This is a genomic window from Streptomyces sp. NPDC031379, assembly GCF_055569615.1.
On the sequence record NZ_JBVIIT010000022.1, the window covers coordinates 114602 to 140831 of the forward strand.

The window sequence follows — 26230 nt, forward strand, 5'->3', positions numbered from 1 at the left end:
GAACCGATACCGGTTCCGAGCCCTTCTCCGTCCGTGCGGATCGCTTGCGCCTACTTGGGCTGCGGCTTGCGGACCGTGAGGTGCAGCTCCTTGAGGCGGGCCTCGTCCAGCTCGGTCGGGGCGCCCATCATCAGGTCCTGGGCGTTGCCGTTGAGCGGGAAGGAGATCGTCTCGCGGATGTTGGGCTCGTCCGCGAGGAGCATCACGATGCGGTCCACGCCGGGGGCGATGCCGCCGTGCGGCGGGGCGCCGAAGCGGAACGCGCGGAGCATGCCCGCGAACTTCTCCTCGACGGTCTCCCGGTCGTAGCCCGCGATCTCGAAGGCCTTGAGCATGATCTCCGGCTCGTGGTTCCGGATCGCGCCGGAGGACAGCTCGACGCCGTTGCAGACGATGTCGTACTGCCAGCCGAGGATGTCCAGCGGGTCCTGGGTCTCCAGGGCCTCCAGACCGCCCTGCGGCATCGAGAAGGGGTTGTGGGAGAAGTCGATCGCGCCGGTCTCCTCGTCCTTCTCGTACATCGGGAAGTCGACGATCCAGCAGAAGCGGAAGACGCCCTCCTCGAAGTGGCCGGCGCGCTTGGCGGCCTCCACCCGGACCGCGCCCATGATCTTCGAGACCTCGTCGTACTCGCCCGCGCCGAAGAAGACGGCGTGGCCGGGGGCCAGGGAGAGGCGCTTGGTCAGCTCCGCGACGTTCGCCTCGGTGAGGAACTTCGCGATCGGGCCGGAGAGCGAGCCGTCCTCGGCCACCCGCACCCAGGCCAGGCCCCGGGCGCCCTGCTCGACGGCGTACTCACCGAGCTGGTCGAAGAACTTGCGGGGCTGCGCGGAGACGTCCGGCACCGGCAGCGCGCGCACGTGCTTGCCGGCGAACGCCTTGAACTCCGAGCCCTCGAAGACATCGGTGATGTCCACCAGCTCCAGCTTGGCGCGCAGGTCCGGCTTGTCGGAGCCGTACTTCAGCATCGCCTCGCGGAACGGGATGCGCGGGAACGGAGACGTGACGTGGCGGCCGTCGCCGAACTCCTCGAAGAGTTCCGTCATCAGCTTCTCGATCGGCTGGAAGACGTCCTCCTGCTCGACGAAGCTCATCTCGACGTCGAGCTGGTAGAACTCGCCCGGCGAGCGGTCGGCGCGGGCGTCCTCGTCGCGGAAGCAGGGCGCGATCTGGAAGTAGCGGTCGAAGCCGGAGATCATCAGCAGCTGCTTGAACTGCTGCGGGGCCTGCGGCAGCGCGTAGAACTTGCCCGGGTGCACACGGGAGGGGACCACGTAGTCACGGGCGCCCTCGGGGGAGGTGGCGGACAGGATCGGCGTGGCCATCTCGTTGAAGCCCATCGCCGCCATCTTGTGGCGCATGGCCGAGATGACCGCCGTACGCAGCATGATGTTGCGGTGCATGCGCTCGCGGCGCAGGTCCAGGAAGCGGTACTCCAGGCGCCGCTCCTCGTTGACCCCGTCCTCGGTGTTGATCGTGAAGGGCAGCGGGGCGGCCGCGCCGAGCAGCTCGACCTCGGCGACCTCGACCTCGATCTCGCCGGTGGGCAGGTCGGGGTTCACGTTCTCGGTTCCACGTGAAACAACCTGGCCGTCGATGCGGACCGTGGACTCCTTGGAGATCTTGTCCAGGGCCTCGTACGCCGGGGTGCCGGGGCGGGCGACCAGCTGCGTGATGCCGTAGTGGTCGCGCAGATCGATGAAGAGGATGCCGCCCAGGTCGCGCCGATTGTGCAGCCAGCCACTCAGCCGGACGTCGGTGCCGACGTCAGAGGCGCGGAGCTGGCCGCAGGTGTGGGACCTGTACCGATGCATCGTCGTTCATCGTCCTTCGTTCGTGGATGTGCCGGGGATGCTCTCCCCGGCGGGAACGGGCACGGGGCCCGGACCCATCAAGGGTACCGGGCACCCCAAGATCGGCTCCCCACCATTACGGCCCGCCCGTCCACAGTGGCGGGTACCGATCAGATCTTCTTAAAGTGGGGCAATGCGTACAGGCGAGCCGTTGCCGTCCGTCGGTGACGTCCTCGCCGCCCTCGCGACCGGACTGTGGCACTGGGACACCGCCACCGGGCTGGTCACCGTCGACGCGGAGGCGGCGCGGCTGCTCGGGCTGCCCACGGAGCGGACCACCCTCACGGAGTCCCAGACCCGCGCCCGTCTGCACCCCGAGGACTGGAACGAGATCACCGGGGTCGTGCCGCTCGCGGTCGACGAGGGCACGCTCGCCGAGGTCCGGATCCGGATCATGGACGATCGGGGACAGGTGGTCCGGGTCGTCCGCAGCCGTTCCAAGCCGTCCTTCGATCCCGACGTGGGGGGTGGACCCGCGGGGCAGGGGCAAGAGCATCTGGTTCGAGCTCTACGGGCCGGACGGACCGGGCGCTGTGCCCGGCGGTGTTCCGGGGGGCGTGCCGGGGGGCGTGCCGGGGGGCGTGCCGGGGGGTGTTCCGGGGGCTGTGCCCGGCGACGCGTAACGCGCCCTCAGCTCCTGTACGACCCCGAAGGCGGCCGCGGTCAGCGGCACCGAGAGCAGCATGCCGAGGATGCCCGCGACGGAGGCGCCGGCGGTGATGGCCAGCATCACCACGGCCGGGTGCATCTGCACGGTCCGGCTCTGCACCACCGGCTGCAGCACATGCCCCTCCAGCACCTGCACCGCCAGCACCACCCCGAGCGCCCACAGCGCGATGACGAATCCCCGGTCGGCGAGGGCGACCAGCACGGCCACCGCGCCGGAGAGGAAGGCGCCGAGGTAGGGGATGTAAGCGGTGACGAAGACGAGCGCGCCGAGGCCGATCGCGCCGGGCACCTGGAGGATCAGCAGGCCGACGGTGATGCAGAGGGCGTCGATGAGGGCGATGAAGGTGGTTCCGCGCATGAACCCCTCGACCGCCTGGAAGGCCCGCCGGGCCATGGCCTCCACGGTGTCGGCGGTGCCGCCGGGCGCGACGGCGCGCAGGGCCCGCACGGCCTGGTGGGAGTCGCGCAGGAAGAAGAAGACGAGCAGCAGCGCGAGCACGGCCATCGCGATGCTCTCGCCGACGACGCTGACCCCGCTGATGACGTTGGAGGCGGCCGTGCCGCCGAACTTGGTCAGCAGCTCGCGGGAGTTGGCGGCGAGGTCGTCCAGCCCCGTACCCGCGGCCCCGAAGTGCTGGGCGACGGATCTGGCGGCGAGCCGCAGCGAGGCGACGATCTGGTCACCGGTGTCGATGAGCGCGGCTACGACGATGTACACGGCACCGCCGACGACCGCCACGACGACGACGCAGGTGAGGCCGGCCGCCAGCGAGGGCTGCACCCCGGCCCGCACGAGCCGCCGGTGGAACGGCCCGAGCAGCGCGGTGCCGAGCAGCGCGAGCAGCACCGGCGTGACGGCCGTACGGAACTCCGCGCACAGCCGCACGCCGACCCACCCCACCCCGGCCGCGAGCAGCAGCACGGCACACCAGGCGGCGAACCGGCGAACGGGGTCGGGCAGCAGCTGCACGCATCCAGCGGATCATGACCGTCGGCGGCTGTCCTGCCGCGCGGGGCCGGGCGGGTGAGCCTCGGGCGCGAGGGCCCCGTCAGGCCTGCGGGCCGCTCTCCGTCATGCCGTGCACGGCGGGGATCGTGCCCAGGCGGCCCTTCTGGAAGTCCTCGAAGGCCTGCATCAGCTCGTCCTTGGTGTTCATGACGAACGGACCGTAGTGGGCCATCGGCTCACGGATCGGCTGTCCGCCGAGGAGGACGACCTCCAGGTCCGGCGTGTGCGAGTCCTGCTTCTCGTCCGCGCGGACGGTCAGCGAGCCGCCGGCGCCGAAGACGGCCGTCTGGCCGAGGTGGATCGGACGGCGCTCGGCGCCGACGCTGCCACGGCCCGCCAGCACGTAGGCCAGCCCGTTGAAGTCCTCCCGCCAGGGCAGGGTGATCTCGGCGCCCGGGGCGAGGGTCGCGTGGATCATGGTGATCGGCGTGTGGGTGATGCCGGGGCCCTGGTGACCGTCCAGCTCACCGGCGATGACACGCAGCAGCGCCCCGCCGTCCGGGGAGGCGAGCAGCTGGACGCTGCCACCGCGGATGTCCTGGTAGCGCGGGGCCATCATCTTGTCCTTGGCGGGGAGGTTCACCCACAGCTGCAGGCCGTGGAAGAGACCGCCGGACACGACGAGGGACTCCGGCGGGGCCTCGATGTGCAGCAGGCCCGAGCCGGCGGTCATCCACTGGGTGTCGCCGTTGGTGATGGTGCCGCCACCGCCGTTGCTGTCCTGGTGGTCGAAGACGCCGTCGATGATGTAGGTGACGGTCTCGAAGCCGCGGTGCGGGTGCCAGGGGGTGCCCTTGGGCTCGCCCGGCGCGTACTCCACCTCGCCCATCTGGTCCATCATGATGAACGGGTCGAGGTGTCGGTAGTTGATCCCGGCGAACGCGCGGCGCACCGGGAAGCCCTCGCCCTCGAAGCCGCTCGGGGCGGTCGTGACGGTGAGCACGGGGCGTGCCACGGCGTCGGCGGGAGCGGTCACACGGGGCAGCGTCAACGGGTTCTCGACAGTCACTGCGGGCATGGTCGGTACCTCCTTGGTACGCCCACTTTAGTTGAGCGTTGAACTTCTTGCCACCCGTAACGGAGAGAGCCCGGAGGGAATTCCCTCCGGGCTCCGGGGTGGCGAGGCGCGGGGCTCAGCCGCCGCCGTACATGCGGCGCATCGCGAAGTCGACCATCTGCTCGACCGCCTTGGCGTCGAACACCATCCGGTGCTCGCCCTCCATGTCCAGGACGAAGCCGTAGCCGGTCGGCAGCAGGTCGATCACCTCGGCGCCGGTGATGACGAAGTACTTGGACTCCTTGCCCGCGTACCGGCGCAGCTCCTTCAGTGAGGTGAACATCGGGATCACCGGCTGCTGGGTGTTGTGCAGGGCCAGGAAGCCGGGGGTGTCGCCGCGCGGGCAGTACACCTTCGACGTGGCGAAGATCTGCTGGAAGTCCTCGGCGGCCATCTGGCCCGTGGTGAACGCGCGCACCGCGTCCGCGAGGGAGGGCTGGGACGGCTCCGGGTAGAGCGGTGGCTGCTGGCCGTACCCGCCGGCACCGCCCGGCATCTGCTGCTGCGGCGGGGCGTACTGCTGCTGGGCGCTCTGGTCGTAGCCGTACATGGGCGCAAGCGTACCGAGCCGCCCCGCACTTGAGACGCGTCACAGATGACCGGATCGGGGTTGCTTCTTATTACCGACGGGTAGCATCATCGTAGCTACTTGTTGGTACGTGAACTAGGTGCGAGGAGTCAGTGCCTCGCCGATCTCTCTACGGAGCCGTCGCCATGGGGCACTACAAGCCGAATCTCCGCGACATCGAGTTCAACCTCTTCGAAGTACTGGGGCGCGACAAGGTGTACGGCACCGGCCCCTTCGAGGAGATGGACGTCGAGACCGCCAAGAGCGTCCTGGAGGAGCTGACCCGCCTCTCGGAGAACGAGCTGGCCGAGTCCTTCGCCGACGCCGACCGCAACCCGCCCGTCTTCGACCCGGAGACCAACACGGCGCCGGTCCCCGCGTCCTTCAAGAAGAGCTACCAGGCCTTCATGGACTCCGAGTACTGGCGGCTCGGCCTGCCCGAGGAGATCGGCGGCACCACCTCGCCCCGCTCCCTGATCTGGGCCTACGCCGAGCTGATCCTGGGCGCCAACCCGGCCGTGTGGATGTACTCCTCGGGCCCGGCGTTCGCCGGCATCCTCTTCGAGGAGGGCAACGAGGTCCAGAAGCACATCGCCCAGGTCGCCACCGAGAAGCAGTGGGGCTCCACCATGGTCCTCACCGAGCCCGACGCGGGCTCCGACGTGGGCGCCGGCCGCACCAAGGCGGTCCAGCAGGAGGACGGCTCCTGGCACATCGAGGGCGTGAAGCGCTTCATCACCTCCGGTGAGCACGACATGTCGGAGAACATCCTCCACTACGTGCTCGCGCGTCCCGAGGGCGCCGGCCCCGGCACCAAGGGCCTGTCCCTCTTCCTCGTCCCGAAGTACCTCTTCGACTTCGAGACCGGCGAGCTGGGCGAGCGCAACGGCGTCTACGCCACCAACGTCGAGCACAAGATGGGCCTGAAGGCCTCCAACACGTGCGAGATGACCTTCGGCGACCAGCACCCGGCCAAGGGCTGGCTGATCGGCGACAAGCACGACGGCATCCGCCAGATGTTCCGCATCATCGAGTTCGCCCGCATGATGGTCGGCACGAAGGCGATCTCCACGCTGTCCACCGGGTACCTGAACGCGCTGGAGTACGCCAAGGAGCGCGTCCAGGGCCCCGACCTGGCCAACTTCATGGACAAGACCGCGCCCAAGGTCACCATCACCCACCACCCCGACGTGCGCCGCTCGCTGATGACGCAGAAGGCGTACGCGGAGGGCATGCGCGCCCTGGTGCTGTACACCGCCTCGATCCAGGACGCCATCCAGGTCAAGGAGGCGAACGGCGAGGACGCCTCGGCCGAGGAGGCGCTGAACGACCTGCTGCTGCCCATCGTCAAGGGCTACGGCTCCGAGAAGGGCTACGAGCAGCTCGCCCAGTCGCTGCAGACCTTCGGCGGCTCCGGCTTCCTGCAGGAGTACCCGATCGAGCAGTACATCCGGGACTCCAAGATCGACACCCTGTACGAGGGCACCACCGCGATCCAGGGCCAGGACTTCTTCTTCCGGAAGATCGTCCGCAACCAGGGCGCCGCGCTGAACTCCCTCGCCGAGGACATCAAGAAGTTCCTCGCGCTCGGCACCGGCGGCGAGGAACTGGCCGGCGCCCGCGAGCACCTGGCCAAGGCCGCCGTGGAGCTGGAGGCGATCGTCGGCCTGATGCTGACCGACCTCGCCGCCACCGAGCAGGACACCAAGAACATCTACAAGGTCGGGCTGAACACCACCCGCCTGCTGCTGGCCTCCGGTGACGTCGTCGTCGGCTACCTGCTCCTCAAGGGCGCCGCGGTCGCCGCCGAGAAGCTGACCACGGCCTCGGCGAAGGACAAGGCGTTCTACACCGGCAAGATCGCCGCGGCGAAGTTCTTCGCGGCGAACGTCCTGCCGGGCGTCACGCTCGCCCGCAAGGTCGCCGGCACCGTCGAGCTGGACCTGATGGAGCTGGACGAGGCCGCGTTCTAGACGTTCCGGACGTCCCCGTCGATTCCCCGCACGGGCCCGCTTCCCTTTCCCGGGAGCGGGCCCGTCCACGTCGTTAAGGTGAACCCATGAGCGCAGCAGCCCGCTTCGACCGCGGCCACACCGACGACCTGATGACCTTCCTCGCGGCGAGCCCGTCGCCGTACCACGCCGTGGCGAACACCGCCGAGCGGCTGGAGAAGGCAGGCTTCAGGCAGGTCGCCGAGACGGACGCCTGGGACGGCACGAGCGGCGGCAAGTACGTGCTGCGCGGCGGCGCGATCGTGGCCTGGTACGTCCCCGAGGGCGCCGACCCGCACACGCCGTTCCACATCATCGGCGCGCACACCGACTCCCCGAGCCTGCGGGTCAAGCCGCGCCCGGACAGCGGGGGGCACGGCTGGCGCCAGGTCGCCGTGGAGATCTACGGCGGTCCCCTGCTGAACTCCTGGCTGGACCGGGACCTGGGCCTGGCCGGCCGGCTCTCCCTGCGCGACGGCTCGACGGTGCTCGTGAACGTGGACCGGCCGCTGCTGCGGGTGCCCCAGCTCGCCATCCACCTGGACCGTTCGGTCGCCACCGAGGGCCTCAAGCTCGACAAGCAGCGGCATCTGCAGCCGGTGTGGGGCCTCGGCGACAACGTGCTGGACGGCGACCTGATCGCCTTCCTGGAGCAGGAGGCCGGGCTCGAGGCGGGCTCCGTGACCGGCTGGGACCTGATGGCGCACCCGGTGGAGGCGCCGGCGTACCTGGGCCGCGACCGCGAGCTGGTCGCCGGTCCGCGCATGGACAACCTGCTGTCGGTGCACGCGGGCGCGGCCGCCCTGACCGCCGCCGCGACCTCCGGCGCCGCGCTCACCCGCATCCCCGTACTGGCCGCCTTCGACCACGAGGAGAACGGCTCCCAGTCCGACACCGGCGCCGACGGCCCGCTGCTGGGCACCGTGCTCGAGCGCTCGGTGCTCGCGCGCGGGGGCTCCTTCGAGGACCGGGCCCGCGCCTTCGCCGCCACGGTCTGTCTGTCCTCCGACACGGGCCACGCCGTCCACCCCAACTACGCCGAGCGGCACGACCCGACGCACCACCCGCGCGTCAACGGCGGCCCGATCCTCAAGGTCAACGTCAACAACCGCTACGCCACCGACGGTTCGGGCCGGGCCGTCTTCACCGCCGCCTGCGAGAAGGCGGACGTCCCCTTCCAGACCTTCGTCTCCAACAACTCCATGCCGTGCGGCACCACCATCGGCCCGATCACCGCGGCCCGGCACGGCATCCGCACGGTCGACATCGGCGTCGCGATCCTCTCGATGCACAGCGTCCGCGAACTGTGCGGCGCCGACGACCCGTTCCTGCTGGCGAACGCGCTGACGGCGTTCCTGGAGGGCTAGTTCGGATCCCGCCGGGTACCCGGACGGCACCGGAGATTCCGGAACCGGAAGGGGAGGCGAAGCCTCATGGGGCTCGGCGGATGCATCATCCTCATAGCCGTGGGGGCCATCCTCACGTTCGCGACCGACTGGCACATGCAGGGCGTCAACCTCACGGTCGTCGGCCTGATCCTGATGGCCGTCGGCCTGATCGGCGTCGCGACGTTCAGCGGGATCGCGCGACGCCGCCGGGTCGTGGTGCCCCCGACGACACCGGTCGTCGAGGAGGAGCCGCACCACCACCATCACCGCGGCGAGGGCTACACGGACGGCTACGGCGTCTGACGTGCCCCCGCCTACCGCTCGTCCGTCCCCGCCAGGACGAGCGCAAGTCGGTTCGCCGCGCCCTCGGTGAGACGGACCGGGACGCCCCAGTCCTGCTGGTGGACATGGCAGGCGGGGTGTTCTCCCCCCGTCCTCGACCGGGCGGTGCCCCCGGCGGGATCGTCGTCGCAGGAGGCCGCCCTCGCGGTGACGTGCAGGACGCCCTCCGTGAGGGCCGGGTTCAGCTCCAGCTCACGGCTCAGCTCCGTGCCCGCTCCCTCGCCCTCGAGCAGCAGCTCGGGCGGGGTCGAGGAGACCAGCAGACGGGTCGAGGGCCCGTACCGGGTGTCCGGCTTCCGGCCCGCCGGGGCCTGGAAGATCACGTCCAGGCGGAGCGTGCCCGGGGCGACCTCGGTCGCGGCACGCCGGGTGCGGTGGGCGGCCGGCCGCACCCGGACCGCCTCCTCGGGCAGGCGCACCCGGACCGCCTCCTCGGGCAGGCGCACCCGGACCGCCTCCTCGGGCAGGCGCAGCCGGGTCAGCCGGTGCCGGGCCGACTCGACGACCACGATGTCCTCGCCGAGGAGGACGGCGTCACTGGGCTCGCGCAGGTCGGTGGCGAGCGTGGTGACCTCGTCGGTGGCGGGGTCGTAGCGGCGCAGGGCGTGGTTGTAGGTGTCGGCGACGGCGACCGAGCCGTCCGGCAGGGCGGTGACACCCAGCGGGTGCTGGAGCAGTGCCCGGCCGGCCGCGCCGTCCCGGTGACCGAAGTCGAACAGACCCGTACCGACGGCGGTGTGGACGTGTCCGTCCCCATCGACCCAGCGCAGGGCGGAGGTCTCGGAGTCGGCGAGCCACAGCCGCTCGGCGGTGGCGGCGAGACCGGAGGGCTGGGCGAACAAGGCCTCGGCGCCCGGCCCGTCGACCAGCCCCTCGTCGGTGGTGCCGGCCGCCACGGCGACGGTCCCCGCGACCGGGTCGTACGTCCACAGCTGGTGGACGCCCGCCATGGCGATCCACACCTTGCCGCCGAAGACCGCCACGTCCCAGGGAGAGGACAGGTCCGTCTCGCGGGCCGGACCGGACGTCGGCGATCCCCGCCACCACTGCTTCCCGGTGCCCGCCAGCGTGGTCACGTCACCCGTGTCCAGGTCGACGCGGCGCAGCGCGTGGTTGACGGTGTCGGCGACGATCACGGAGCCGTCCGCGAGGAGCGCGAGGCCCTGCGGCTCGTTGAAGGAGGCCACCGCGGGGCCGCCGTCGAAGAGGCCGCGCCCGCCCGAGCCGATCCGCCGCACCACGGTCTCGGCGTCCTCGGCCAGCTCCACCAGCTGGTGCCGGGTGGTGTCACTGACCAGGAGGTTCCCGGACGGCAGGAGCAGGGCCTTGCCGGGGAAGCGCAGACTCGTCGGCTCCGGCTCCGGCGGCACGTACGGGCCGTCGCCGCGGCGCAGGGTGCCCTTCGCCTCGTGCTCCGCCTCCAGCTCCGTCACCAGCCGCTCGATGGCGTGCACATGGCCCTCGCCCGCGTGCTGGGCGACCACGTACCCCTCGGGATCGATCACGACGAGCGTCGGCCAGGCGCGCACCGCGTACTGCTTCCAGGTGGCCAGCTCCGGATCGTCCAGCACCGGGTGCTCCACGCCGTAGCGCTCCACCGCGTCCACGACCGCCCGGTGATCGGCCTCGTGCGCGAACTTCGGCGAGTGCACCCCGACGACCACGACCGTGTCCCGGTGCTTCTCCTCCAGCTCCCGCAGCTCGTCCAGGACGTGCAGGCAGTTGATGCAGCAGAAGGTCCAGAAGTCCAGGATCAGGACGCGGCCCCGGAAGTCGGCGAGGGTGTACCGGGCGTCCCCCGTGTTCAGCCAGCCGCCCTTGCCGGTCAGCTCCGGAGCGCGGACGCGGACGCGTCGGGGTGCGGAGTGGCTCATGGCCCCAAGGGTGCCACCGTCAGGACAGCGCGTGGCCCGTGGTCGCGTCCACGTGGTCGGGTACCTCGTCGTGCCGGTCGCCGACGCTGAGGGTCCCGGTGGGCTCGAGGACCAGGATCTCGGTGGGTACGGGCGCGTACGGCTTGTGCTCGGTGCCGCGCGGGACGGTGAACACCGCGCCCCTGGGGAGGACGACCGTGCGCTCTCCTGCCGGTTCGCGCAGACCGATGTGGAGTTCGCCGTCGAGGACCAGGAAGAACTCGTCGGTGTGCTCGTGGACGTGCCAGAGGTGCTCGCCCTCCACCTTGGCCACGCGGACGTCGTAGTCGTTGACGGTGGTGACGATGCGCGGGCTCCACCGCTCGGTGAAGGAGGCGAGGGCCGCTGCCAGGGAGATCGGTTCCATGGGCCCCATCGTGCGGGTGCCGCGACCGCCGCACGAGTGCTAGAAATCGCGTATGCCGCAACGATCCTCTCAAGGCCCGCACCGGGTCGTCGTGATCGTCGACGCGGGCACCAACCCGTTCGAGGTCGGCGTCGCCACCGAGCTGTTCGGGCTGCCCCGGCCGGAACTGGGCCGGACCGCGCCCCTGTACGACGTGACCCTGTGCGCCCCCGACCCGGGCGTGCGGATGAACCACGGGTTCTTCACCATGAGCGGTCTGCCCGGGCTGGAGGCGGTGGACGGAGCCGACACCCTGATCGTGCCCGGCCGCCCGGACAACGTCGTGCCGCGCGGTCCCGACGTCCTGGCCGCGATCCGCCGCACGCACGCGCGGGGCGCCCGCGTCGTCAGCTTCTGCACCGGCAGCTTCGCGCTCGCCGAGGCCGGGCTGCTGGACGGCCGCCGGGCCACCACCCACTGGATGTGGGCGGACACCTTCCGGGAGCTGCATCCGGAGGTGCTGCTGGAACCGGACGTGCTGTTCGTCGACGAGGGCGACGTCCTGACCGCCGCGGGCAGCGCGGCCGCGCTCGACCTCGGCCTGCACATCTGGCGCCGCGACCACGGCGCCGAACTCGCCAACGCCGTCTCCCGGCGCCTGGTCTTCGCCGCCCACCGCGACGGCGGCCAGCGCCAGTTCGTGGAGCGGCCGGTGCCGGACGTGCCCGACGAGTCGCTCGGCCCGCTGCTGGCCTGGGCGCAGGAGCGGCTGGGCGAGCCGCTGGCGGTCGCGGATCTGGCGGCCCGCGCGGCGGTCTCCCCCGCCACCCTGCACCGCCGCTTCCGCGCCCAGCTGGGTACGACCCCGCTGGCCTGGCTCACCGGGGAACGGGTGGCGCTGGCGTGCCGGCTGATCGAGCGGGGCGAGGAGCGGCTGGACGTCGTGGCGGCCCGCAGCGGCCTGGGCACGGCGGCCAACCTGCGGGCCCGCCTGCGGCGCGAGACGGGCCTGAGCCCGTCGGCCTACCGGCGGCGCTTCGGACCGGCGGGGGGTGGGCGCCCCGCGCCGCCTTCGGGACCTTCGCCGTCAGGCCGCCCTCCTCGGTGAGGGCGAGCCGCATCCGCCCCCTCCTTCTGGCTCCGTGAGGATCACCCCGGGCCGGGGAACGGTATCCGCATGAGATTCCTCGTACGCGACCGCATTCTCGGCATCGGCGACGACTGGTGGATCGAGGACGAGCACGGCCGCAAGGTCTTCCTCGTCGACGGCAAGGCGATGCGGCTGCGGGACACCTTCGAGCTGAAGGACACCCAGGGGCGGGTCCTGATCGACATCCACCAGAAGATGTTCGCGCTGCGCGACACGATGGTGATCGAGCGGGACGGCGAGGGCCTTGCCAGGATCAGGCGCAAACGGCTGTCCCTGCTGCGCAACCACTACCGGGTCGCCCTGGTCGACGGCACCGAACTGGACGTCAGCGGCAAGATCCTGGACCGGGAGTTCGCCGTCGAGTACGACGGCGAACTCCTCGCGGTGATCTCCCGGCGCTGGCTGACGCTCCGGGACACCTACGGCGTCGACGTCGTCCGGGAGGACGCCGATCCGGCGCTGCTCATCGCGGTGGCGGTGTGCGTGATCCACCTGGCGGAGAAGGAGGGGGAGGAGGACTAGGGGGTTTCGTCTGGATCAGGTCGGATCGGGCCGCGGTGTCCGGTGCGGTGCATCGCAAGGCGGAGGATCACCCGCGTACCGGGCGTACTCGGGTGGTCCGGCAACGCGGCGAGGTGCCGTGCCGGGCGTCGCGGACCCGGGCTGATCCGAACGAAGCCCCCTAGGGCCTGGGCGGCTGCAGACCCAGCACCCGGTCCTTCAGGGCCGGGAACTGCTCGCGGGTGGCCGCCACCTTCGCCGGGTCGAGATCGACGGTGAGGATCTCCTCGCCCGGGCCGGCCTCCGCCAGCACCTCGCCCCAGGGATCGACCACGATCGAGTGACCCGCCTGCGGAACTCCCGCGTGCGTCCCGGCCGTTCCACAGGCGAGCACGAACGCCTGGTTCTCCACCGCCCGCGCCTGAGCCAGCAGCGTCCAGTGCGCGCGACGCCGCTCGGGCCAGCCCGCCGGGAGCACCAGCACCTCGGCGCCCGCGTCGACCAGCCCGCGGAAGAGTTCGGGGAAACGGAGGTCGTAGCAGGTGGCCACGCCGAGGGTGGTTCCGGGCAGCCGGACCGTGACGAGGTCGCGCCCCGCGCCCATCAGCACGGCCTCGCCCTTGTCGAAGCCGAAGCGGTGGATCTTGCGGTAGGCCGCGGCCAGGTCACCGGAGGGGGAGAAGACGAGAGAGGTGTTGTAGAGAGTGCCGTCCGGGTCCCGTTCGGGAACGGACCCGCCGTGCAGCCACACGCCCGCGTCGCTCGCCGCCTTGGCCAGCGTCTCGTACGTCGGTCCTTCGAGCGGCTCGGCCTCGCGGCCGAACTCCTCGTAGGCGAAGGCGCCGGTGGTCCACAGTTCGGGCAGGACCACGAGGTCGGCACCGGCCTGTTCCCGCACCAGCGCGGCCACGCGCCGCCGCCGGGAGTCGACCGATTCGTCCTCGTCCACGTCGATCTGGATCAGCGAGGCGCGCACACTACCACCGTCCTGGCATTCGAGTCGTCCACACGGGCCTACGATCGTCACACGAAAGCACTGCCGGGGTGCCTCACAGCAGCGTAACTTGGGGGTCCTCCCTGTTCGAGCGCAGCCGAGAACGCGGGGGAGGCCCAAGACACCCGCCGAGTGCAGCCACCGCCCGCTGGCAACGCCGCCACACAACCTGCCCGTGTACCGACCGCCGAGGGGTCCCGTTCCCGTGAGTCTGCATCCCACCCTCCAGCCCTACGCCGATGCCTGGACGCACTCGATCGAAGCGATATCCGAGCTGGTGCAGTCGCTCGTCGACGGCGAGTGGAACCGGCGGACCCCGTGCCCGGGCTGGTCGGTGCGGGACGTCGTGTCCCATGTGATCGGCATGGAGTGCGAGATGCTCGGGGACCCGCGCCCGATCCACTCCCTGCCCAGTGACCTCTTCCACGTCACCACCGAGCACCAGCGCTACATGGAGATGCAGGTCGACGTCCGTCGCCACCACACCGCGCCGGAGATGACGGCCGAGCTGGAGTACACGGTCATCCGCCGCAACCGCCAGCTGCGCAACGAGTCCCGGGACCCCGGCACCACGGTGCGCGGCCCGCTGGGCAAGGACATCACCCTCGAACAGGCCTACCGCATGCGGGCGTTCGACGTGTGGGTGCACGAGCAGGACCTGCGCACGGCGCTCGGCCGCCCCGGCAACCTCGACTCACCGGGCGCGCACATCGCCCGGGACGTCCTGCTGGAGGCGCTGCCCAAGGTCGTCGCGAAGGGCGCGCAGGCGCCGCGCAGTTCGGCGATCGTCTTCGACGTGCACGGACCGGTCGAGTTCCTGCGCACGATCCGCGTCGACATCCAGGGCCGCGGCACGCTGGAGACCGCCCCCGCCCTCGGCCCCGCCGCCGCGCTCACCCTCGACTGGGAGACCTACGTCCGCCTCGCGTGCGGCCGGGTCGCCCCCGAGTCGGTCGCGGACCGGGTGAAGACGGAGGGCGACCTGGACCTGGCCGCGGCGATCCTGCGCAACTTCACGGTGACCCCGTAGGGGGAGGCGGGCGACAGGCCGTCCGGCCTCCTGGCCGAACGGAAACGAGTGGTGGGCGGGTGGGTGGACCGTCTAACGTCCGGGACATGACAGACACCCCACCCCGCCTCGGTCGTCTCACCTTCCACGGCCCCCTCTCCGAGCCCCGCGCCGGCAGGATGGTCCAACGGCTCGCGGCCACCCGCCCCCACACCGTGCTGGACATCGGCTGCGGCTGGGGCGAGCTGCTGCTCCGCCTTTTGGACGCCGTGCCGGGTGCCAAGGGCACCGGTGTCGACGTCAACGGTGAGGACCTTGCCAGGGCGCGGCGCAACGCCGAGACGCGTGGGCTCGCGGACCGGGTGGAGTTCGTCGAGGAGTCGGCCCTCGCCACGCGGCGCGGGCCCGCCGACGTGGTGCTGTGTCTCGGTGCGAGTCAGGCGTTGGGCACCGGCGAGCCCCCCACCGCCGAGGCCCTGCGCGAGCTGCGCCGGCTGGTGACCGACGGGGGTCGCGTGCTGCTCGGCGAGGGCTTCTGGGAGCGCCCGCCCACCGAGACCGAGCTGTCCGGCATGTGGCCGGGCGCCACCGCCGCCGACCAGCACGACCTCGCGACCCTCCTCGACCTGGCCGTCGAGGCCGGTTTCCGGCCGGAGTGGACGGAGACGGCCGGGCTCGAGGAGTGGGAGGAGTTCGAGTCGGCGTACCAGGCGGACGCGGAGGTCTGGCTCGCCGGGCACCCGGAGCATCCGGCGGCCGCCGAGACCCGGGAGCGCCTGGACCGGCACCGCGCCCAGTGGATGAGTTACCGGGGCGTCCTCGGGCTCGCCTACCTCACCCTCGTGCCGGTGGCCCGCTGACCCGGTGGCCCGTTGCCCGGCAGTCCGCCCGCCTGCGCCGAGTGGCACGGGTGGGCCGGGGCCGGGCACGCACGGCTCACGCCGCGGGCACGTGCACCGTCTCCACGCGGCTCGCCACCAGCCGCTCCCGCTCGCGGCGGGCCGCCCGGCCGCGCAGCCGGAGGATCTGGCCGACGCCCAGCGCCTGTAGGACGAAGACCGCGGAGAAGGCCACGCTGTAGTCGTCGCCGGTGGCGTCCAGCAGCACGCCGATCGCGAACAGCGTCGTCATCGAGGCGACGAAACCACCCATGTTGGTGATGCCGGACGCGGTGCCCTGTCGCTCGGGCGGGTTGGCCGGCCGGGCGAAGTCGAAGCCGAGCATCGAGGCCGGGCCGCACGCGCCGAGCACCGCGCACAGCACCACCAGCAGCCACATCGGCGCGCGCTCCCCCGGATACGCCAGCGTCACCGCCCACACCAGGGCGGTCGCCCCCACCGTGCCGAGCGCCAGCGGCAGCCGCGCCGCATGGTGCCGGGCGACGATCTGGCCGTAGACGAGCCCGATCACCATGTTGGACAGGACGACCAGGGTGAGCAGCTCACCGGCCGTGGCCCGGCTCAGCCCCTGGGCCTGGACCAGGAACGGAAGTCCCCACAGCAGCAGGAACACCATCGCCGGGAACTGGGTGGTGAAGTGCACCCACAGGCCGAGACGCGTGCCCGGCTCCCGCCAGGCCGCGGCGATCTGCCGGCGGACGTAGGCCGCGCCCTGGTGCGGGGACGGCTCGGGCTCGTGCCCCTCGGGGTGGTCCTTGAGGAAGAGCAGCGTCAGGACCAGGACGACCACCCCGGCGAGCGCGCTGCCCGCGAACGCCGGTGTCCAGCCGATGCCGTGCAGCAGCCGGGCGAGGACGAGGGTGGAGACCAGGTTGCCCGCCATGCCGACCAGGCCCGCGAGCTGCGCGACCATGGGCCCGCGCCGGACCGGGAACCAGCGCGTGCCCAGCCGCAGCACGCTGATGAAGGTCATCGCGTCCCCGCAGCCGAGCAGCGCCCGGGAGGCGAGCGCGGTGCCGTACGAGGGGGAGAAGGCGAAGCCCAGCTGCCCGGCGGTGAACAGCACGGCGCCGATGCTCAGCACCTTCTTGGTACCGAGCCGGTCGACCAGCAGGCCGACGGGTATCTGCATGCCGGCGTAGACCAGCAGCTGGAGGATCGAGAAGGTCGACAGCGCGGAGGCGCCCACGTGGAAGCGGTCGGCCGCGTCTAGGCCCGCGACCCCCAGCGAGGTGCGGAAGATGACGGCGACGAAGTAGACGGCGACGCCTATGGACCACACGGCGACGGCGCGGCGGCCGCCCGGAGGGTCGCCTGGAAGGGTGGCGTTGGTCACCGGACCTCACCCCGCGCGAGGTGCGAGAACCAGCTGACGTGCCGGTGCACGACCCCGACGGCCGCCTCCGCGTCCCCGGCCCGCAGTGCCGCGAGGATCTCCTCGTGCTCGGCGAGCGTCTTGGCGATCCGGTCGGGGTGCGAGTGCATGACGGCGACACCCATCCGCAGCTGGCGGTCGCGCAGCTGGTCGTACAGCCGGGAGAGGATCTCGTTGCCGCCGCTGCGCACGATCTCGGCGTGGAAGCAGCGGTCGGTGACCGCGGCCGCGGCCAGGTCACCGGCGGCGGCCTGCGCCTTCTGCTGCTCCAGCAGCTCCGTCAGCCGCTCCAGCAGGACCGGCGGGGCGGGTACGGCCTTGCGGGCCGCGTGCTCCTCCACCAGCAGCCGGGTCTCCACCACGTCGGCGATCTCCTGCGCCGAGACGGGCAGCACCAGGGCGCCCTTCTTCGGGTAGAGCCGGATCAGGCCCTCGGCCTCCAGCCGCAGCAACGCCTCCCGGACGGGTGTGCGCGAGACCCCGACGGCCTCGGCCAGTTCACCCTCGGTGAGCAGGGTTCCGCCCTCGTAGCGGCGGTCGAGGACGCCCTGCTTGACGTGGGCGTAGACGCGGTCGGCTGCGGGGGGCTGCTTCAGGGTCTGATGGGTGGTCTGCTGAACGGCCGTGTTCATGCCGACAGGATAGATACAACACGGACGCATACGGCAGCGCGGTCCACCATGCGGACGTAGGGAAAATCCCCCGCAGCGCCCACACAACCTTGTGTGCTACTTACGTGTCACACACGTGCGGCCCCATTTTCTTGCCACCTCAACTCGGCCGCACTTCAGGGGCATTCACGACAATCGGGGTAACTCACTTTGATTACCGGCATTAAGGGCACCCGCATCCGCAGAGCCGCTGCCGTCGCCGTCACCTCCGGCGCGCTGCTCGCCACCGGTGCCCTCACCGCGGCGCCCGCGCAGGCTGTCACCGCGCCCTCGATCGTGGCCAAGGGTGGCTACGTGATGAACAACGCGAACGGGTCGTCGCTCTACACCAAGGCCGCCGACACCAGGCGGTCCACCGGATCCACCACCAAGATCATGACCGCCAAGGTCGTACTCGCGCAGTCGAACCTCAACCTCGACGCCAAGGTGACGATCCAGAAGGCCTACAGCGACTACATCGTCTCCAAGGGCGCCTCGTCCGCCCATCTGATCGTCGGCGACAAGGTCACCGTCCGCCAGCTGCTGTACGGGCTGATGCTGCCCTCCGGCTGCGACGCGGCCTACGCGCTCGCCGACAAGTTCGGCACCGGCTCCACCCGGGCGCAGCGCGTGTCGAACTTCATCGGCAAGATGAACACCGCCGCCAAGAACCTGGGTCTGAAGAACACGCACTTCGACTCGTTCGACGGCATCGGCAACGGCTCCAACTACTCGACGCCGCGCGACCTGACGAAGATCGCCAGCAGCGCGATGAAGAGTTCGACGTTCCGCTCGGTCGTCAAGACGAAGTCGTACACCGCGAAGACGATCACCAAGACGGGCAGCATCCGCACGATGGCCCCGTGGAAGAACACCAACGGGCTCCTCAGCAGCTACAGCGGCACCATCGGTGTGAAGACCGGCTCCGGCCCCGAGGCCAAGTACTGCCTGGTCTTCGCCGCGACCCGGAACGGCAAGACGGTCATCGGTACCGTCCTCGCCTCCACCTCCATCACCCAGCGCGAGACGGACGCGAAGAAGCTCCTCGGCTACGGCTTCGCCAAGCTCGGCTGACGCCACCCGCACACGCACGGGCCCGCCGCTTCCAGCGGCGGGCCCGTTCCGTTCGTGTGGCCTTGGAGGTCAGCCGTCGAAAGCCGTCACGCCCAGGTGATCAGGCGCTTGGGCTGCTCCAGGATCGCCGCCACGTCCGCCAGCACCTTCGAGCCCAGCTCGCCGTCGACCAGGCGGTGGTCGAAGCTCAGCGCCAGCGTGGTGACCTGACGGGGCTTGACCTTGCCCTTGTGGACCCACGGCTGGAGCTTGATGGCTCCGACGGCGAGGATCGCGGACTCGCCGGGGTTGAGGATCGGCGTGCCGGTGTCGACGCCGAAGACACCGACGTTGGTGATGGTCACCGTGCCGCCCTGCATCGCGGCCGGCGAGGTCTTGCCCTCACGAGCCGTCGAGACCAGCTCGCCCAGCGCCTCGGCCAGCTGCGGCAGCGTCTTGGCCTGGGCGTCCTTGATGTTCGGCACGATCAGACCGCGCGGGGTGGCCGCCGCGATGCCCAGGTTGACGTAGTGCTTGAGCACGATCTCCTGGTGCGCCTCGTCCCAGGACGCGTTGACGTCCGGGTTGCGCTTGATGGCGACCAGCAGGGCCTTGGCGATGAGCAGCAGCGGGTTCACCCGCAGGCCCTGCATCTCCTTGTCCTGCTTCAGCTCCTCGACCAGCTTCATGGTGCGGGTCACGTCCACCGTCACGAACTCCGTGACGTGCGGTGCCGTGAACGCCGAACCGACCATGGCCTGGGCGGTCGCCTTGCGCACGCCCTTGACCGGGATGCGGGTCTCCCGCGCGCCGTCGTAGGTCACCGCGGGCGCGGGGGCCGGCCGGGCCGCGGCGGGGGCCGCCGCCACCGGCTCGGGAGCGGCCGTGGGCGTGGCCGCCGCGTGGACGTCCTCGCGGGTGATGACGCCGTCCGGGCCGGAAGGCGTGATCACGGCGAGGTCGACGCCGAGGTCCTTGGCCAGCTTGCGCACCGGCGGCTTGGCCAGCGGGCGGGGCTTCTCCGCGACCGGGGCGTGGCCGTTCAGCTCCGCCTGGATCGCCTGGGCCGGGGCCGGGACGGTGACCTCGGGACCCTTGCGGGGGCGGCGCTTGGAGGCGGAGGTGGACACGCCGTAGCCGACGAGGACCGGCTGGCGGGCCTCCTTCTTCGGCTCCTCGGCCGGCTGGGCGGGCTTCTCGGGCTCCGCCTTCGGCTGCTCGGCGGGTGCCTCGGCCGCCGCGCCGCCCGCCACGTCCACCGCGATGATGGCCGTGCCCACGTCCACCGTGGTGCCTTCCGGGAAGCGCAGTTCACGGACCACGCCGTCGTAGGGGATGGGCAGTTCGACGGCCGCCTTCGCGGTCTCGACCTCGCACACCACCTGGCCGTCGGTGACCGTGTCGCCCGGCTGGACGTACCACTTGAGGATCTCGGCCTCGGTGAGTCCCTCGCCGACGTCCGGCATCTTGAACTCGCGTACGGACGCTTCCGTCATCGTCGTCACGACCCTCTCCTCAGTACGCCAGCGAGCGGTCGACGGCGTCGAGCACGCGGTCCAGGTCCGGCAGGTACTCCTCCTCCAGCCGCGCCGGCGGATACGGCGCGTGGTAGCCGCCGACCCGGAGCACCGGGGCCTCCAGGTGGTAGAAGCAGCGCTCGGTGATCCGCGCGGCGATCTCTCCGCCCGAGCCGAAGAACACCGGCGCCTCATGCACCACGACCAGCCGGCCGGTCTTCTCCACCGACGTCTGGATCGCGTCGAAGTCCAGCGGGGACACCGAGCGCAGGTCCAGGACCTCCAGCGACTTGCCCTCCTCGGCCGCCGCGGCGGCGACCTCCTGGCAGAGCTTCACCATCGGGCCGTAGGCGGCCAGCGTGAGGTCGGTGCCCTCGCGGACGACCTGGGCCTTGTGCAGCGGGGCGGGGATGGCCTCGACGTCGACCTCGGCCTTGTCCCAGTAGCGCCGCTTGGGCTCGAAGTAGATCACCGGGTCGTCGCTCTGGATGGCCTGCTGCATCATCCAGTACGCGTCGGAGGCGTTGGACGGGCTGACCACCTTCAGGCCGGCCACGTGCGCGAACAGCGCCTCGGGGGACTCGGAGTGGTGCTCGACCGCGCCGATGCCACCGCCGTAGGGGATACGCACGACGACGGGCATCTTGACCTTGCCCAGCGAGCGGGCGTGCATCTTGGCGAGCTGGGTGACGATCTGGTCGTAGGCCGGGAAGACGAAGCCGTCGAACTGGATCTCCACCACCGGGCGGTAGCCGCGCAGGGCCAGGCCGATCGCGGTGCCGACGATGCCGGACTCCGCCAGCGGGGTGTCGATGACCCGGCTCTCGCCGAAGTCCTTCTGCAGGCCGTCCGTCACACGGAAGACACCGCCGAGCTTGCCGACGTCCTCGCCCATCACGAGAACCTTGGGGTCGGTGTCCAGGGCACGGCGCAGCGACTCGTTGATGGCCTTGGCCATCGCCATCTTCTCGGCCATGTCAGTGACCCCCTTCAGCATCGGCGAACGACGCCTGGTAGGCGGCGAACTGGGCTCGCTCCTCGTCGACGAGCGCATGCCCGTCCGCGTACGCGTTCTCGAAGATGGCGAAGCGGTCCGGGTCGGGCATGGCGCGGACCGCTTCGCGCACTCGTTTGCCCAACGCCTCGGACTCGGTCTCGAGTTCCGCGAAGAATCCCTCGTCCGCGTGGTTCGAGGCCTGCAGGTACCGGCGGAGGCGCAGGATCGGGTCCTTCGCCTCCCAGGCGGCCCGCTCCTCGTCGCCCCGGTAGCGGGTGGGGTCGTCGGAGGTGGTGTGGGCGCCCATGCGGTAGGTGAACGCCTCGACCAGGGTGGGGCCCTCGCCGTTGCGGGCGCGCTCCAGCGCCCACTTGGTGACCGCCAGGCAGGCCAGCACGTCGTTGCCGTCCACCCGTACGCCCGGGAAGCCGAAGCCCTGTGCCCGCTGGTAGAGCGGCACGCGGCTCTGCTTCTCGGTGGGCTCGGAGATCGCCCACTGGTTGTTCTGGCAGAAGAACACCACCGGCGCGTTGTAGACCGCGGAGAAGGTGAACGATTCGGCTACGTCGCCCTGGCTGGAGGCGCCGTCGCCGAAATAGGCGATGACGGCCGAGTCCGCGCCGTCCTTGGCGACGCCCATCGCGTAGCCGGTGGCGTGCAGCGTCTGGGAGCCGATGACGATCGTGTAGAGGTGGAAGTTGTTGCTGTTCGGGTCCCAGCCGCCGTTGTTCACGCCGCGGAACATGCCGAGCAGGTTGGTCGGGTCGACCCCGCGGCACCAGGCGACGCCGTGCTCGCGGTAGGTCGGGAAGACGTAGTCGTCCTCGCGGGTGGCCCGGCCGGAGCCGATCTGGGCGGCCTCCTGGCCGAGCAGCGAGGCCCACAGGCCCAGCTCGCCCTGGCGCTGCAGGGAGGTGGCCTCGGCGTCGAAGCGGCGGGTGAGCACCATGTCGCGGTACAGGCCGCGCAGCTCTTCCGGGGTGATGCCGGCGACGTAGGCGTCGTACTCGGCGTTCTTGACCCGCTTGCCCTCCGGGGTCAGAAGCTGCACGAGTTCGGGTTCGGTGCTCTTCTTCGCGGTGGTGCGGGTGGTGCGGGTGGTGCGCTTGGTGCCGGTGGCCCCGGTCGCGTCGCCGGTCGTGCCGGTCTCGCTGCCGGTGGTGCCGGCCTTGCCTGCGGCGCTGCGTCGCGGCTTGCGCGCGGCACTGCTGTCCACGGTCACGTGTGCTCCTCCGTCGGTCCGGCCCCCGGGGTTGCCGGTAGGCCAGTGCGGCTCACCTGTTGTCGACCACCGGGCACGGGGTGGGTGCCACTCGGCCGGGAACAGGCGTGACAGGTGCCCCGGCGAGCGCCCTGCAACCATCACGTTACCCAGTGCTCCACATTTCTGTGAAACCCCACCTGACCTGCGATTTTGCTTGGATTTCCAAGTAAATCGAGGCGGCGGGCAAGCGCGCTGGTCACAGCCTTGCTCGAGGCCGGAGCACCCGCACGTTATCCCGCTCACCCAGGTCACGGGAAGAGTTTGCCGGTGAGACTGCCGCGGGCACGAAGGCGGAGAAACCAGGGTGTTTCTCCTCGACCGCCCTGAGATCGGTCCCGGCCACGAATTCTTCACAGGCTTGACGAATTCCCGGGCGTGGCGGGGCGAGCCCTTCCCGATCGGGTGTCCGGCCACCCGTGCGCCTGACCGCCCGCGCACCTGACCGAAGGTCCGGAGTCCGTCACGGTGTACCGTGTGACCGAAAGCGACCGACGGCGACTGGCTGTGACAACCCGCAGCTCACGCCGTCTTTTCGTGCCCTAGCATCTGGCGCGTGCCGCGCTCTTGTGTACCACCCCTCGTACCCCATGCGCCCCCTCTGGGCGCCCTGCTGCGCCTGTACGCCGCCGGTACCGCCCTCACCTGTGAGCCGGTCGACCAGGGCCTGCTCAACCGCGGCTACCGGCTGTGCACCACCCGCGGCCGCTACTTCCTCAAGCACCACTTCGACCCCGACACCGCCGACCCGGCCGCCATCGAACGCCGGCACCGGGCCACCCAGCGCCTGGCCGACCTCGGCGTCCCGGTCGCGGTGCCGCTCGCGCACCGCGGGGGCCGCACGGTCGCCGTCGTCGGCGGCCACGCCTACGCCCTGCACCCCTGGATCGACGGCAGGCACCGCCACGGCGGCCAGCTCACGCGCGGGGAGAGCGCCCGCCTGGGAGCGCTCCTGGGCGCCGTGCACGCCTGCCTGGAGCGCGTGATGCCGCCCAAGGGGCGCACCCGCCCGGCCACCAGCCCCCACCCCGTGGAGAGCGCCGACCCGGCCGACACCTTCGCCCTCATCGACGACCTGCTCGCCCACGTGCACCGCCACCGCCCCGCAGACGCCTTCGACGAGCTGGCCCGGCACCGCCTCCTGGAACGCCGCGCCCTCCTGGAGCAGCACGCGGACCGGCGCCCGCCGCGCGGCGGCTCGGTGGGCTGGGTGCACGGCGACTTCCACCCGTTCAACCTGCTCTACAAGGACGACGCCCCGGCGGCCATCGTCGACTGGGACCGGCTCGGCGTGCAGCCCCGCGCCGAGGAGGCGGTACGCGCCGCCGCGATCTTCTTCGTACGGCCCGTGGGGGCGCTGGACCTGCCGAAGGTGCGGGCGTACGCGCGCGCGTACCGGCGCGCGGCCCGGGCCACGCCCTCGGAGCTGGCCGCGGCCGTGCACCGGGTGTGGTGGGAACGGCTGAACGACTTCTGGATGCTGCGCTGGCACTACGAGCGCGGCGACACGCGCGCGGACTGCCAGTTCCCGGCCGCCTCGGCGCTCGCGGTCTGGTGGACGCGCGAGTACGAAGCGGTGTGCGACGCGTTCGTGCGATGAACGGAACGGCCCGGACGGGACGGGCCGGCCGGGACGGGGCTGGGCGGACGGGGCGGGTCAGCGGGTCAGCGGGTCAGGGAGACGCCGGCGACGCCGGCCCGGTCGCCGTGGGTGTTCTTCAACCGCCGGTGGTGCCGTCGGTGGTGCCGACGGTCGTCGTGCCGTCGGTGGTGCCGTCGGTCGTGGTCCCGTCGGTCGTGCCGTCCGTGGTGTTGCCTTCGGTGGTGCCGTCCGTGGTGCCCTCGTCCGTGCCGCCGGCCGCGGGGTCCGTGGGCTGAGACTGCGAGGTCTGCGGGTCGGACGGCTCGTCGCTCGGTTCGGAGCTGGCCGACTGCGTCGGCGTGTACGACGGCGTGTACGTCGGGGGCCAGTTGGAGCCGTTGTCCCCCGTGGTCGAGCCGGTGTCCGTGGAGGGTTCCGTGGGCTCGTCCGTGCTGTCGTCGGACGCGCTCGGGGAGGGCGATTCGTCCTTCGTGCTCTTGGAATGCGTCGTCGTCGGCTTGGTGTCGGTGCCGTTCCCCTTGCCGCCGCCCGCGCCCTTGAGCGCCAGCGCGACGCCCGCCGCGATCGCGATGACCGCGAGGACGGCGAGGATCCACAGCTTGCCGCGCCCGCTGCCCTTGTTGCCGTGCCCCTCGAAGCCGCCGTCGTCCCCGCCGCCGTACCCGGCGGGCAGGATCGGCTGCGGGATCTGGGCGGTGCCCCCGCCGAAGTCGCCGGGGTGCTGCATCGCGGTCGTCCCGGCGAAACCACCCGCCGGGGTGTGCCGGCCGTCGTGCGTCTCCACCGGTCCCGTGTTCCAGGTGCCGGTGTGGCCGCCCTGGTCGTACAGCATCTGCAGGCCGTACTGGACCAGGCCGCGCATCTCCTCGGCCGTCTGGAACCGGTCGTCGGGCTCCTTGGCGAGGGAGCGCATGACCAGGCCGTCCAGCTCCGGCGGGCAGCCGTCGGAGACGTCGGAGGGCGGGGTCGGAATGTCCTGGACGTGCTGGTAGACCACCGACAGCGGGGTCTCGCCGGTGAACGGAGGCCTCAGGGCGAGGAGTTCGTACAGCAGGCAGCCGGTGGCGTACAGGTCGGAGCGGTGGTCGACGGCCTTGCCGAGCGCCTGCTCCGGAGAGAGGTACTGCGGGGTGCCCATGACCATGCCGGTCTGCGTCATCGTCGTGGACGCGCCGTGCAGGGCGCGGGCGATACCGAAGTCCATCACCTTGACGGCACCGCTGTGGGTGATGATGACGTTGGCCGGCTTGATGTCGCGGTGCACGATGCCGTGCTGGTGCGAGTAGGCGAGCGCCTCCAGCACCCCGGAGACGATGATCAGGGCCTGCTCGGGACCCGGCGCCTCGGCGTTCATCAGCAGGTCGCGGATGGTGCGGCCCTCGACCAGCTCCATCACGATGTACGGCACCGACTGGCCGCCCACGTAGTCCTCGCCGGAGTCGTACACGGCGACGATCGCGTGGTGGTTGAGGCCGGCGACCGACTGGGCCTCGCGGGTGAAGCGGGCCTTGGAGGTCGGGTCCTCGGCGAGGTCGGCGCGGAGCAGCTTGACGGCGACGGTACGACCCAGGCGGACGTCCTCGGCCGCGAACACCTCGGCCATGCCGCCCCGGCCGAGCCGGTGGGTCAGCCGGTACCGGCCGTCGCCGACGAGCCCTCCGTTGCCCCACATCTCCGGCGTCTCTGACATGCCGCCGCCAGACGCCTCGGGGTCGGACGGGCCCTGGGCGCTGTGCGTCTGTGCCATCGGTCCTCGCCGTCGTTTCTGCCCGCGGTGCGCGCGGTGTTGTTACGGTCTCCGTCGGCCACGCTACAGCCTTCCCGGTGGCCTCCGGTCCGGATCCGGAACCGGGGCCGGCCCGAGACCGGACCGGTCATGAAACCTCTAGCACGCGCTCTCGTGCAAATTCTGTGCACCGGTGGTACGGCCGGCGTAACGCTTCCGCGACGCTTCTTTCGCGTACGGTCACGGAACGGGCACCGAGCTTGACGTGTCGGTGCCCTCGGGCAGACTTGGCCGGGAATGACACATTCGATCAAGGCCTGTTCGCTGGTCGACGGCGCCGGACGGCCAGTGGGGGACGC

The 26230-nt window shown here is 71.3% G+C and carries 22 protein-coding genes and 1 pseudogene; 10 read left to right on the forward strand and 13 right to left on the reverse strand.

Annotated features, from left to right (window positions below; all coding sequences use genetic code 11):
- Nucleotides 1-50 precede the first annotated feature (50 nt).
- Nucleotides 51-1814, reverse strand: a complete 1764-nt coding sequence (gene aspS, locus ACZ5CW_RS29200; RefSeq protein ID WP_468606496.1) for an aspartate--tRNA ligase — start codon at nucleotides 1812-1814, stop codon at nucleotides 51-53.
- Between the two features lie 172 nt (nucleotides 1815-1986).
- Between aspS and ACZ5CW_RS29205 the strand changes: the two are divergent.
- Nucleotides 1987-2307, forward strand: a pseudogene (locus ACZ5CW_RS29205) (phosphatase); the annotation flags it as partial.
- A gap of 54 nt (nucleotides 2308-2361) precedes the next feature.
- Here the strand turns inward: ACZ5CW_RS29205 and ACZ5CW_RS29210 are convergent.
- The 3 genes from ACZ5CW_RS29210 to ACZ5CW_RS29220 form a co-directional block, all read right to left on the reverse strand.
- Nucleotides 2362-3492 carry an AI-2E family transporter gene (locus tag ACZ5CW_RS29210; RefSeq protein ID WP_468606498.1) on the reverse strand — a complete coding sequence of 377 codons (1131 nt, stop codon included), beginning with the start codon at nucleotides 3490-3492 and terminating at the stop codon, nucleotides 2362-2364.
- A gap of 79 nt (nucleotides 3493-3571) precedes the next feature.
- Complete coding sequence (locus ACZ5CW_RS29215) at nucleotides 3572-4549, reverse strand: pirin family protein (protein ID WP_468606500.1); 978 nt, start codon at nucleotides 4547-4549, stop codon at nucleotides 3572-3574.
- 115 nt (nucleotides 4550-4664) lie between these two features.
- Nucleotides 4665-5138, reverse strand: coding sequence for an SseB family protein (locus tag ACZ5CW_RS29220; RefSeq protein WP_468606502.1), 474 nt, complete (start codon nucleotides 5136-5138; stop codon nucleotides 4665-4667).
- A 164-nt stretch (nucleotides 5139-5302) separates the two neighbouring features.
- Here ACZ5CW_RS29220 and ACZ5CW_RS29225 point away from each other — a divergent pair, with 164 nt between their 5' ends.
- The 3 genes from ACZ5CW_RS29225 (at nucleotide 5303) to ACZ5CW_RS29235 (ending at nucleotide 8838) form a co-directional block, all read left to right on the forward strand.
- The gene (locus tag ACZ5CW_RS29225; RefSeq protein ID WP_468606504.1) at nucleotides 5303-7129 is read left to right on the forward strand and encodes an acyl-CoA dehydrogenase; all 1827 of its coding nucleotides are present in this window, start codon (nucleotides 5303-5305) and stop codon (nucleotides 7127-7129) included.
- A gap of 86 nt (nucleotides 7130-7215) precedes the next feature.
- Complete coding sequence (locus ACZ5CW_RS29230) at nucleotides 7216-8514, forward strand: M18 family aminopeptidase (RefSeq protein WP_468606506.1); 1299 nt, start codon at nucleotides 7216-7218, stop codon at nucleotides 8512-8514.
- 66 nt (nucleotides 8515-8580) lie between these two features.
- A complete protein-coding gene (locus ACZ5CW_RS29235) occupies nucleotides 8581-8838 on the forward strand; it encodes a DUF6458 family protein (protein WP_468606508.1) in 258 nt (85 codons plus the stop codon).
- 11 nt (nucleotides 8839-8849) lie between these two features.
- Here the strand turns inward: ACZ5CW_RS29235 and ACZ5CW_RS29240 are convergent, their stop codons facing one another.
- Both ACZ5CW_RS29240 and ACZ5CW_RS29245 read right to left on the reverse strand, forming a co-directional pair.
- Nucleotides 8850-10751 carry an NHL domain-containing thioredoxin family protein gene (locus ACZ5CW_RS29240; RefSeq protein ID WP_468606510.1) on the reverse strand — a complete coding sequence of 634 codons (1902 nt, stop codon included), beginning with the start codon at nucleotides 10749-10751 and terminating at the stop codon, nucleotides 8850-8852.
- Between the two features lie 19 nt (nucleotides 10752-10770).
- The gene (locus tag ACZ5CW_RS29245; protein ID WP_468606512.1) at nucleotides 10771-11166 is read right to left on the reverse strand and encodes a cupin domain-containing protein; all 396 of its coding nucleotides are present in this window, start codon (nucleotides 11164-11166) and stop codon (nucleotides 10771-10773) included.
- Nucleotides 11167-11209: 43 nt separating this feature from the next.
- On the opposite strand from ACZ5CW_RS29245, the gene ACZ5CW_RS29250 reads away from it, so the two are divergent.
- Entirely contained in the window at nucleotides 11210-12244 is a 1035-nt protein-coding gene (locus ACZ5CW_RS29250) for a helix-turn-helix domain-containing protein (protein ID WP_468606514.1), read from the forward strand.
- 69 nt (nucleotides 12245-12313) lie between these two features.
- Nucleotides 12314-12808 carry an LURP-one-related/scramblase family protein gene (locus tag ACZ5CW_RS29255; protein ID WP_468606516.1) on the forward strand — a complete coding sequence of 165 codons (495 nt, stop codon included), beginning with the start codon at nucleotides 12314-12316 and terminating at the stop codon, nucleotides 12806-12808.
- A 160-nt stretch (nucleotides 12809-12968) separates the two neighbouring features.
- On the opposite strand, the gene ACZ5CW_RS29260 is transcribed toward ACZ5CW_RS29255, so the two are convergent.
- Nucleotides 12969-13763 carry a carbon-nitrogen family hydrolase gene (locus ACZ5CW_RS29260; protein WP_468606519.1) on the reverse strand — a complete coding sequence of 265 codons (795 nt, stop codon included), beginning with the start codon at nucleotides 13761-13763 and terminating at the stop codon, nucleotides 12969-12971.
- 223 nt (nucleotides 13764-13986) lie between these two features.
- On the opposite strand from ACZ5CW_RS29260, the gene ACZ5CW_RS29265 reads away from it, so the two are divergent.
- Nucleotides 13987-14811: a maleylpyruvate isomerase family mycothiol-dependent enzyme gene (locus ACZ5CW_RS29265; protein WP_468606521.1), complete on the forward strand. Its 825-nt coding sequence runs from the start codon at nucleotides 13987-13989 to the stop codon at nucleotides 14809-14811.
- A gap of 86 nt (nucleotides 14812-14897) precedes the next feature.
- On the forward strand, nucleotides 14898-15650 hold the full coding sequence (locus ACZ5CW_RS29270) for an SAM-dependent methyltransferase (RefSeq protein ID WP_468606523.1): 753 nt from the start codon (nucleotides 14898-14900) through the stop codon (nucleotides 15648-15650).
- A 76-nt stretch (nucleotides 15651-15726) separates the two neighbouring features.
- Here the strand turns inward: ACZ5CW_RS29270 and ACZ5CW_RS29275 are convergent, their stop codons facing one another.
- Nucleotides 15727-17025: an MFS transporter gene (locus ACZ5CW_RS29275; protein WP_468606525.1), complete on the reverse strand. Its 1299-nt coding sequence runs from the start codon at nucleotides 17023-17025 to the stop codon at nucleotides 15727-15729.
- The gene (locus ACZ5CW_RS29280; protein ID WP_468606527.1) at nucleotides 17022-17696 is read right to left on the reverse strand and encodes a GntR family transcriptional regulator; all 675 of its coding nucleotides are present in this window, start codon (nucleotides 17694-17696) and stop codon (nucleotides 17022-17024) included. The genes ACZ5CW_RS29275 and ACZ5CW_RS29280 overlap by 4 nt, the downstream gene beginning before the upstream one ends.
- Nucleotides 17697-17885: 189 nt before the next feature.
- Between ACZ5CW_RS29280 and ACZ5CW_RS29285 the strand changes: the two genes are divergently transcribed.
- Nucleotides 17886-18788, forward strand: coding sequence for a D-alanyl-D-alanine carboxypeptidase family protein (locus ACZ5CW_RS29285; protein WP_468606529.1), 903 nt, complete (start codon nucleotides 17886-17888; stop codon nucleotides 18786-18788).
- An 86-nt stretch (nucleotides 18789-18874) separates the two neighbouring features.
- Here ACZ5CW_RS29285 and ACZ5CW_RS29290 read toward each other — a convergent pair whose 3' ends face one another.
- The 3 genes from ACZ5CW_RS29290 to pdhA are packed head-to-tail and all read right to left on the reverse strand — an operon-like array spanning nucleotide 18875 to nucleotide 22503.
- A complete protein-coding gene (locus tag ACZ5CW_RS29290) occupies nucleotides 18875-20272 on the reverse strand; it encodes a dihydrolipoamide acetyltransferase family protein (protein ID WP_468606531.1) in 1398 nt (465 codons plus the stop codon).
- A gap of 10 nt (nucleotides 20273-20282) precedes the next feature.
- Nucleotides 20283-21260: an alpha-ketoacid dehydrogenase subunit beta gene (locus ACZ5CW_RS29295; RefSeq protein ID WP_468606533.1), complete on the reverse strand. Its 978-nt coding sequence runs from the start codon at nucleotides 21258-21260 to the stop codon at nucleotides 20283-20285.
- A gap of 1 nt (nucleotide 21261) precedes the next feature.
- The gene (gene pdhA, locus ACZ5CW_RS29300; protein WP_468606535.1) at nucleotides 21262-22503 is read right to left on the reverse strand and encodes a pyruvate dehydrogenase (acetyl-transferring) E1 component subunit alpha; all 1242 of its coding nucleotides are present in this window, start codon (nucleotides 22501-22503) and stop codon (nucleotides 21262-21264) included.
- 595 nt (nucleotides 22504-23098) lie between these two features.
- Between pdhA and ACZ5CW_RS29305 the strand changes: the two genes are divergently transcribed.
- The gene (locus ACZ5CW_RS29305) at nucleotides 23099-24142 is read left to right on the forward strand and encodes a phosphotransferase (RefSeq protein ID WP_468606537.1); all 1044 of its coding nucleotides are present in this window, start codon (nucleotides 23099-23101) and stop codon (nucleotides 24140-24142) included.
- A 118-nt stretch (nucleotides 24143-24260) separates the two neighbouring features.
- Here the strand turns inward: ACZ5CW_RS29305 and ACZ5CW_RS29310 are convergent, their stop codons facing one another.
- Nucleotides 24261-25892 carry a protein kinase domain-containing protein gene (locus ACZ5CW_RS29310; RefSeq protein WP_468606539.1) on the reverse strand — a complete coding sequence of 544 codons (1632 nt, stop codon included), beginning with the start codon at nucleotides 25890-25892 and terminating at the stop codon, nucleotides 24261-24263.
- Nucleotides 25893-26230: the final 338 nt, after the last annotated feature.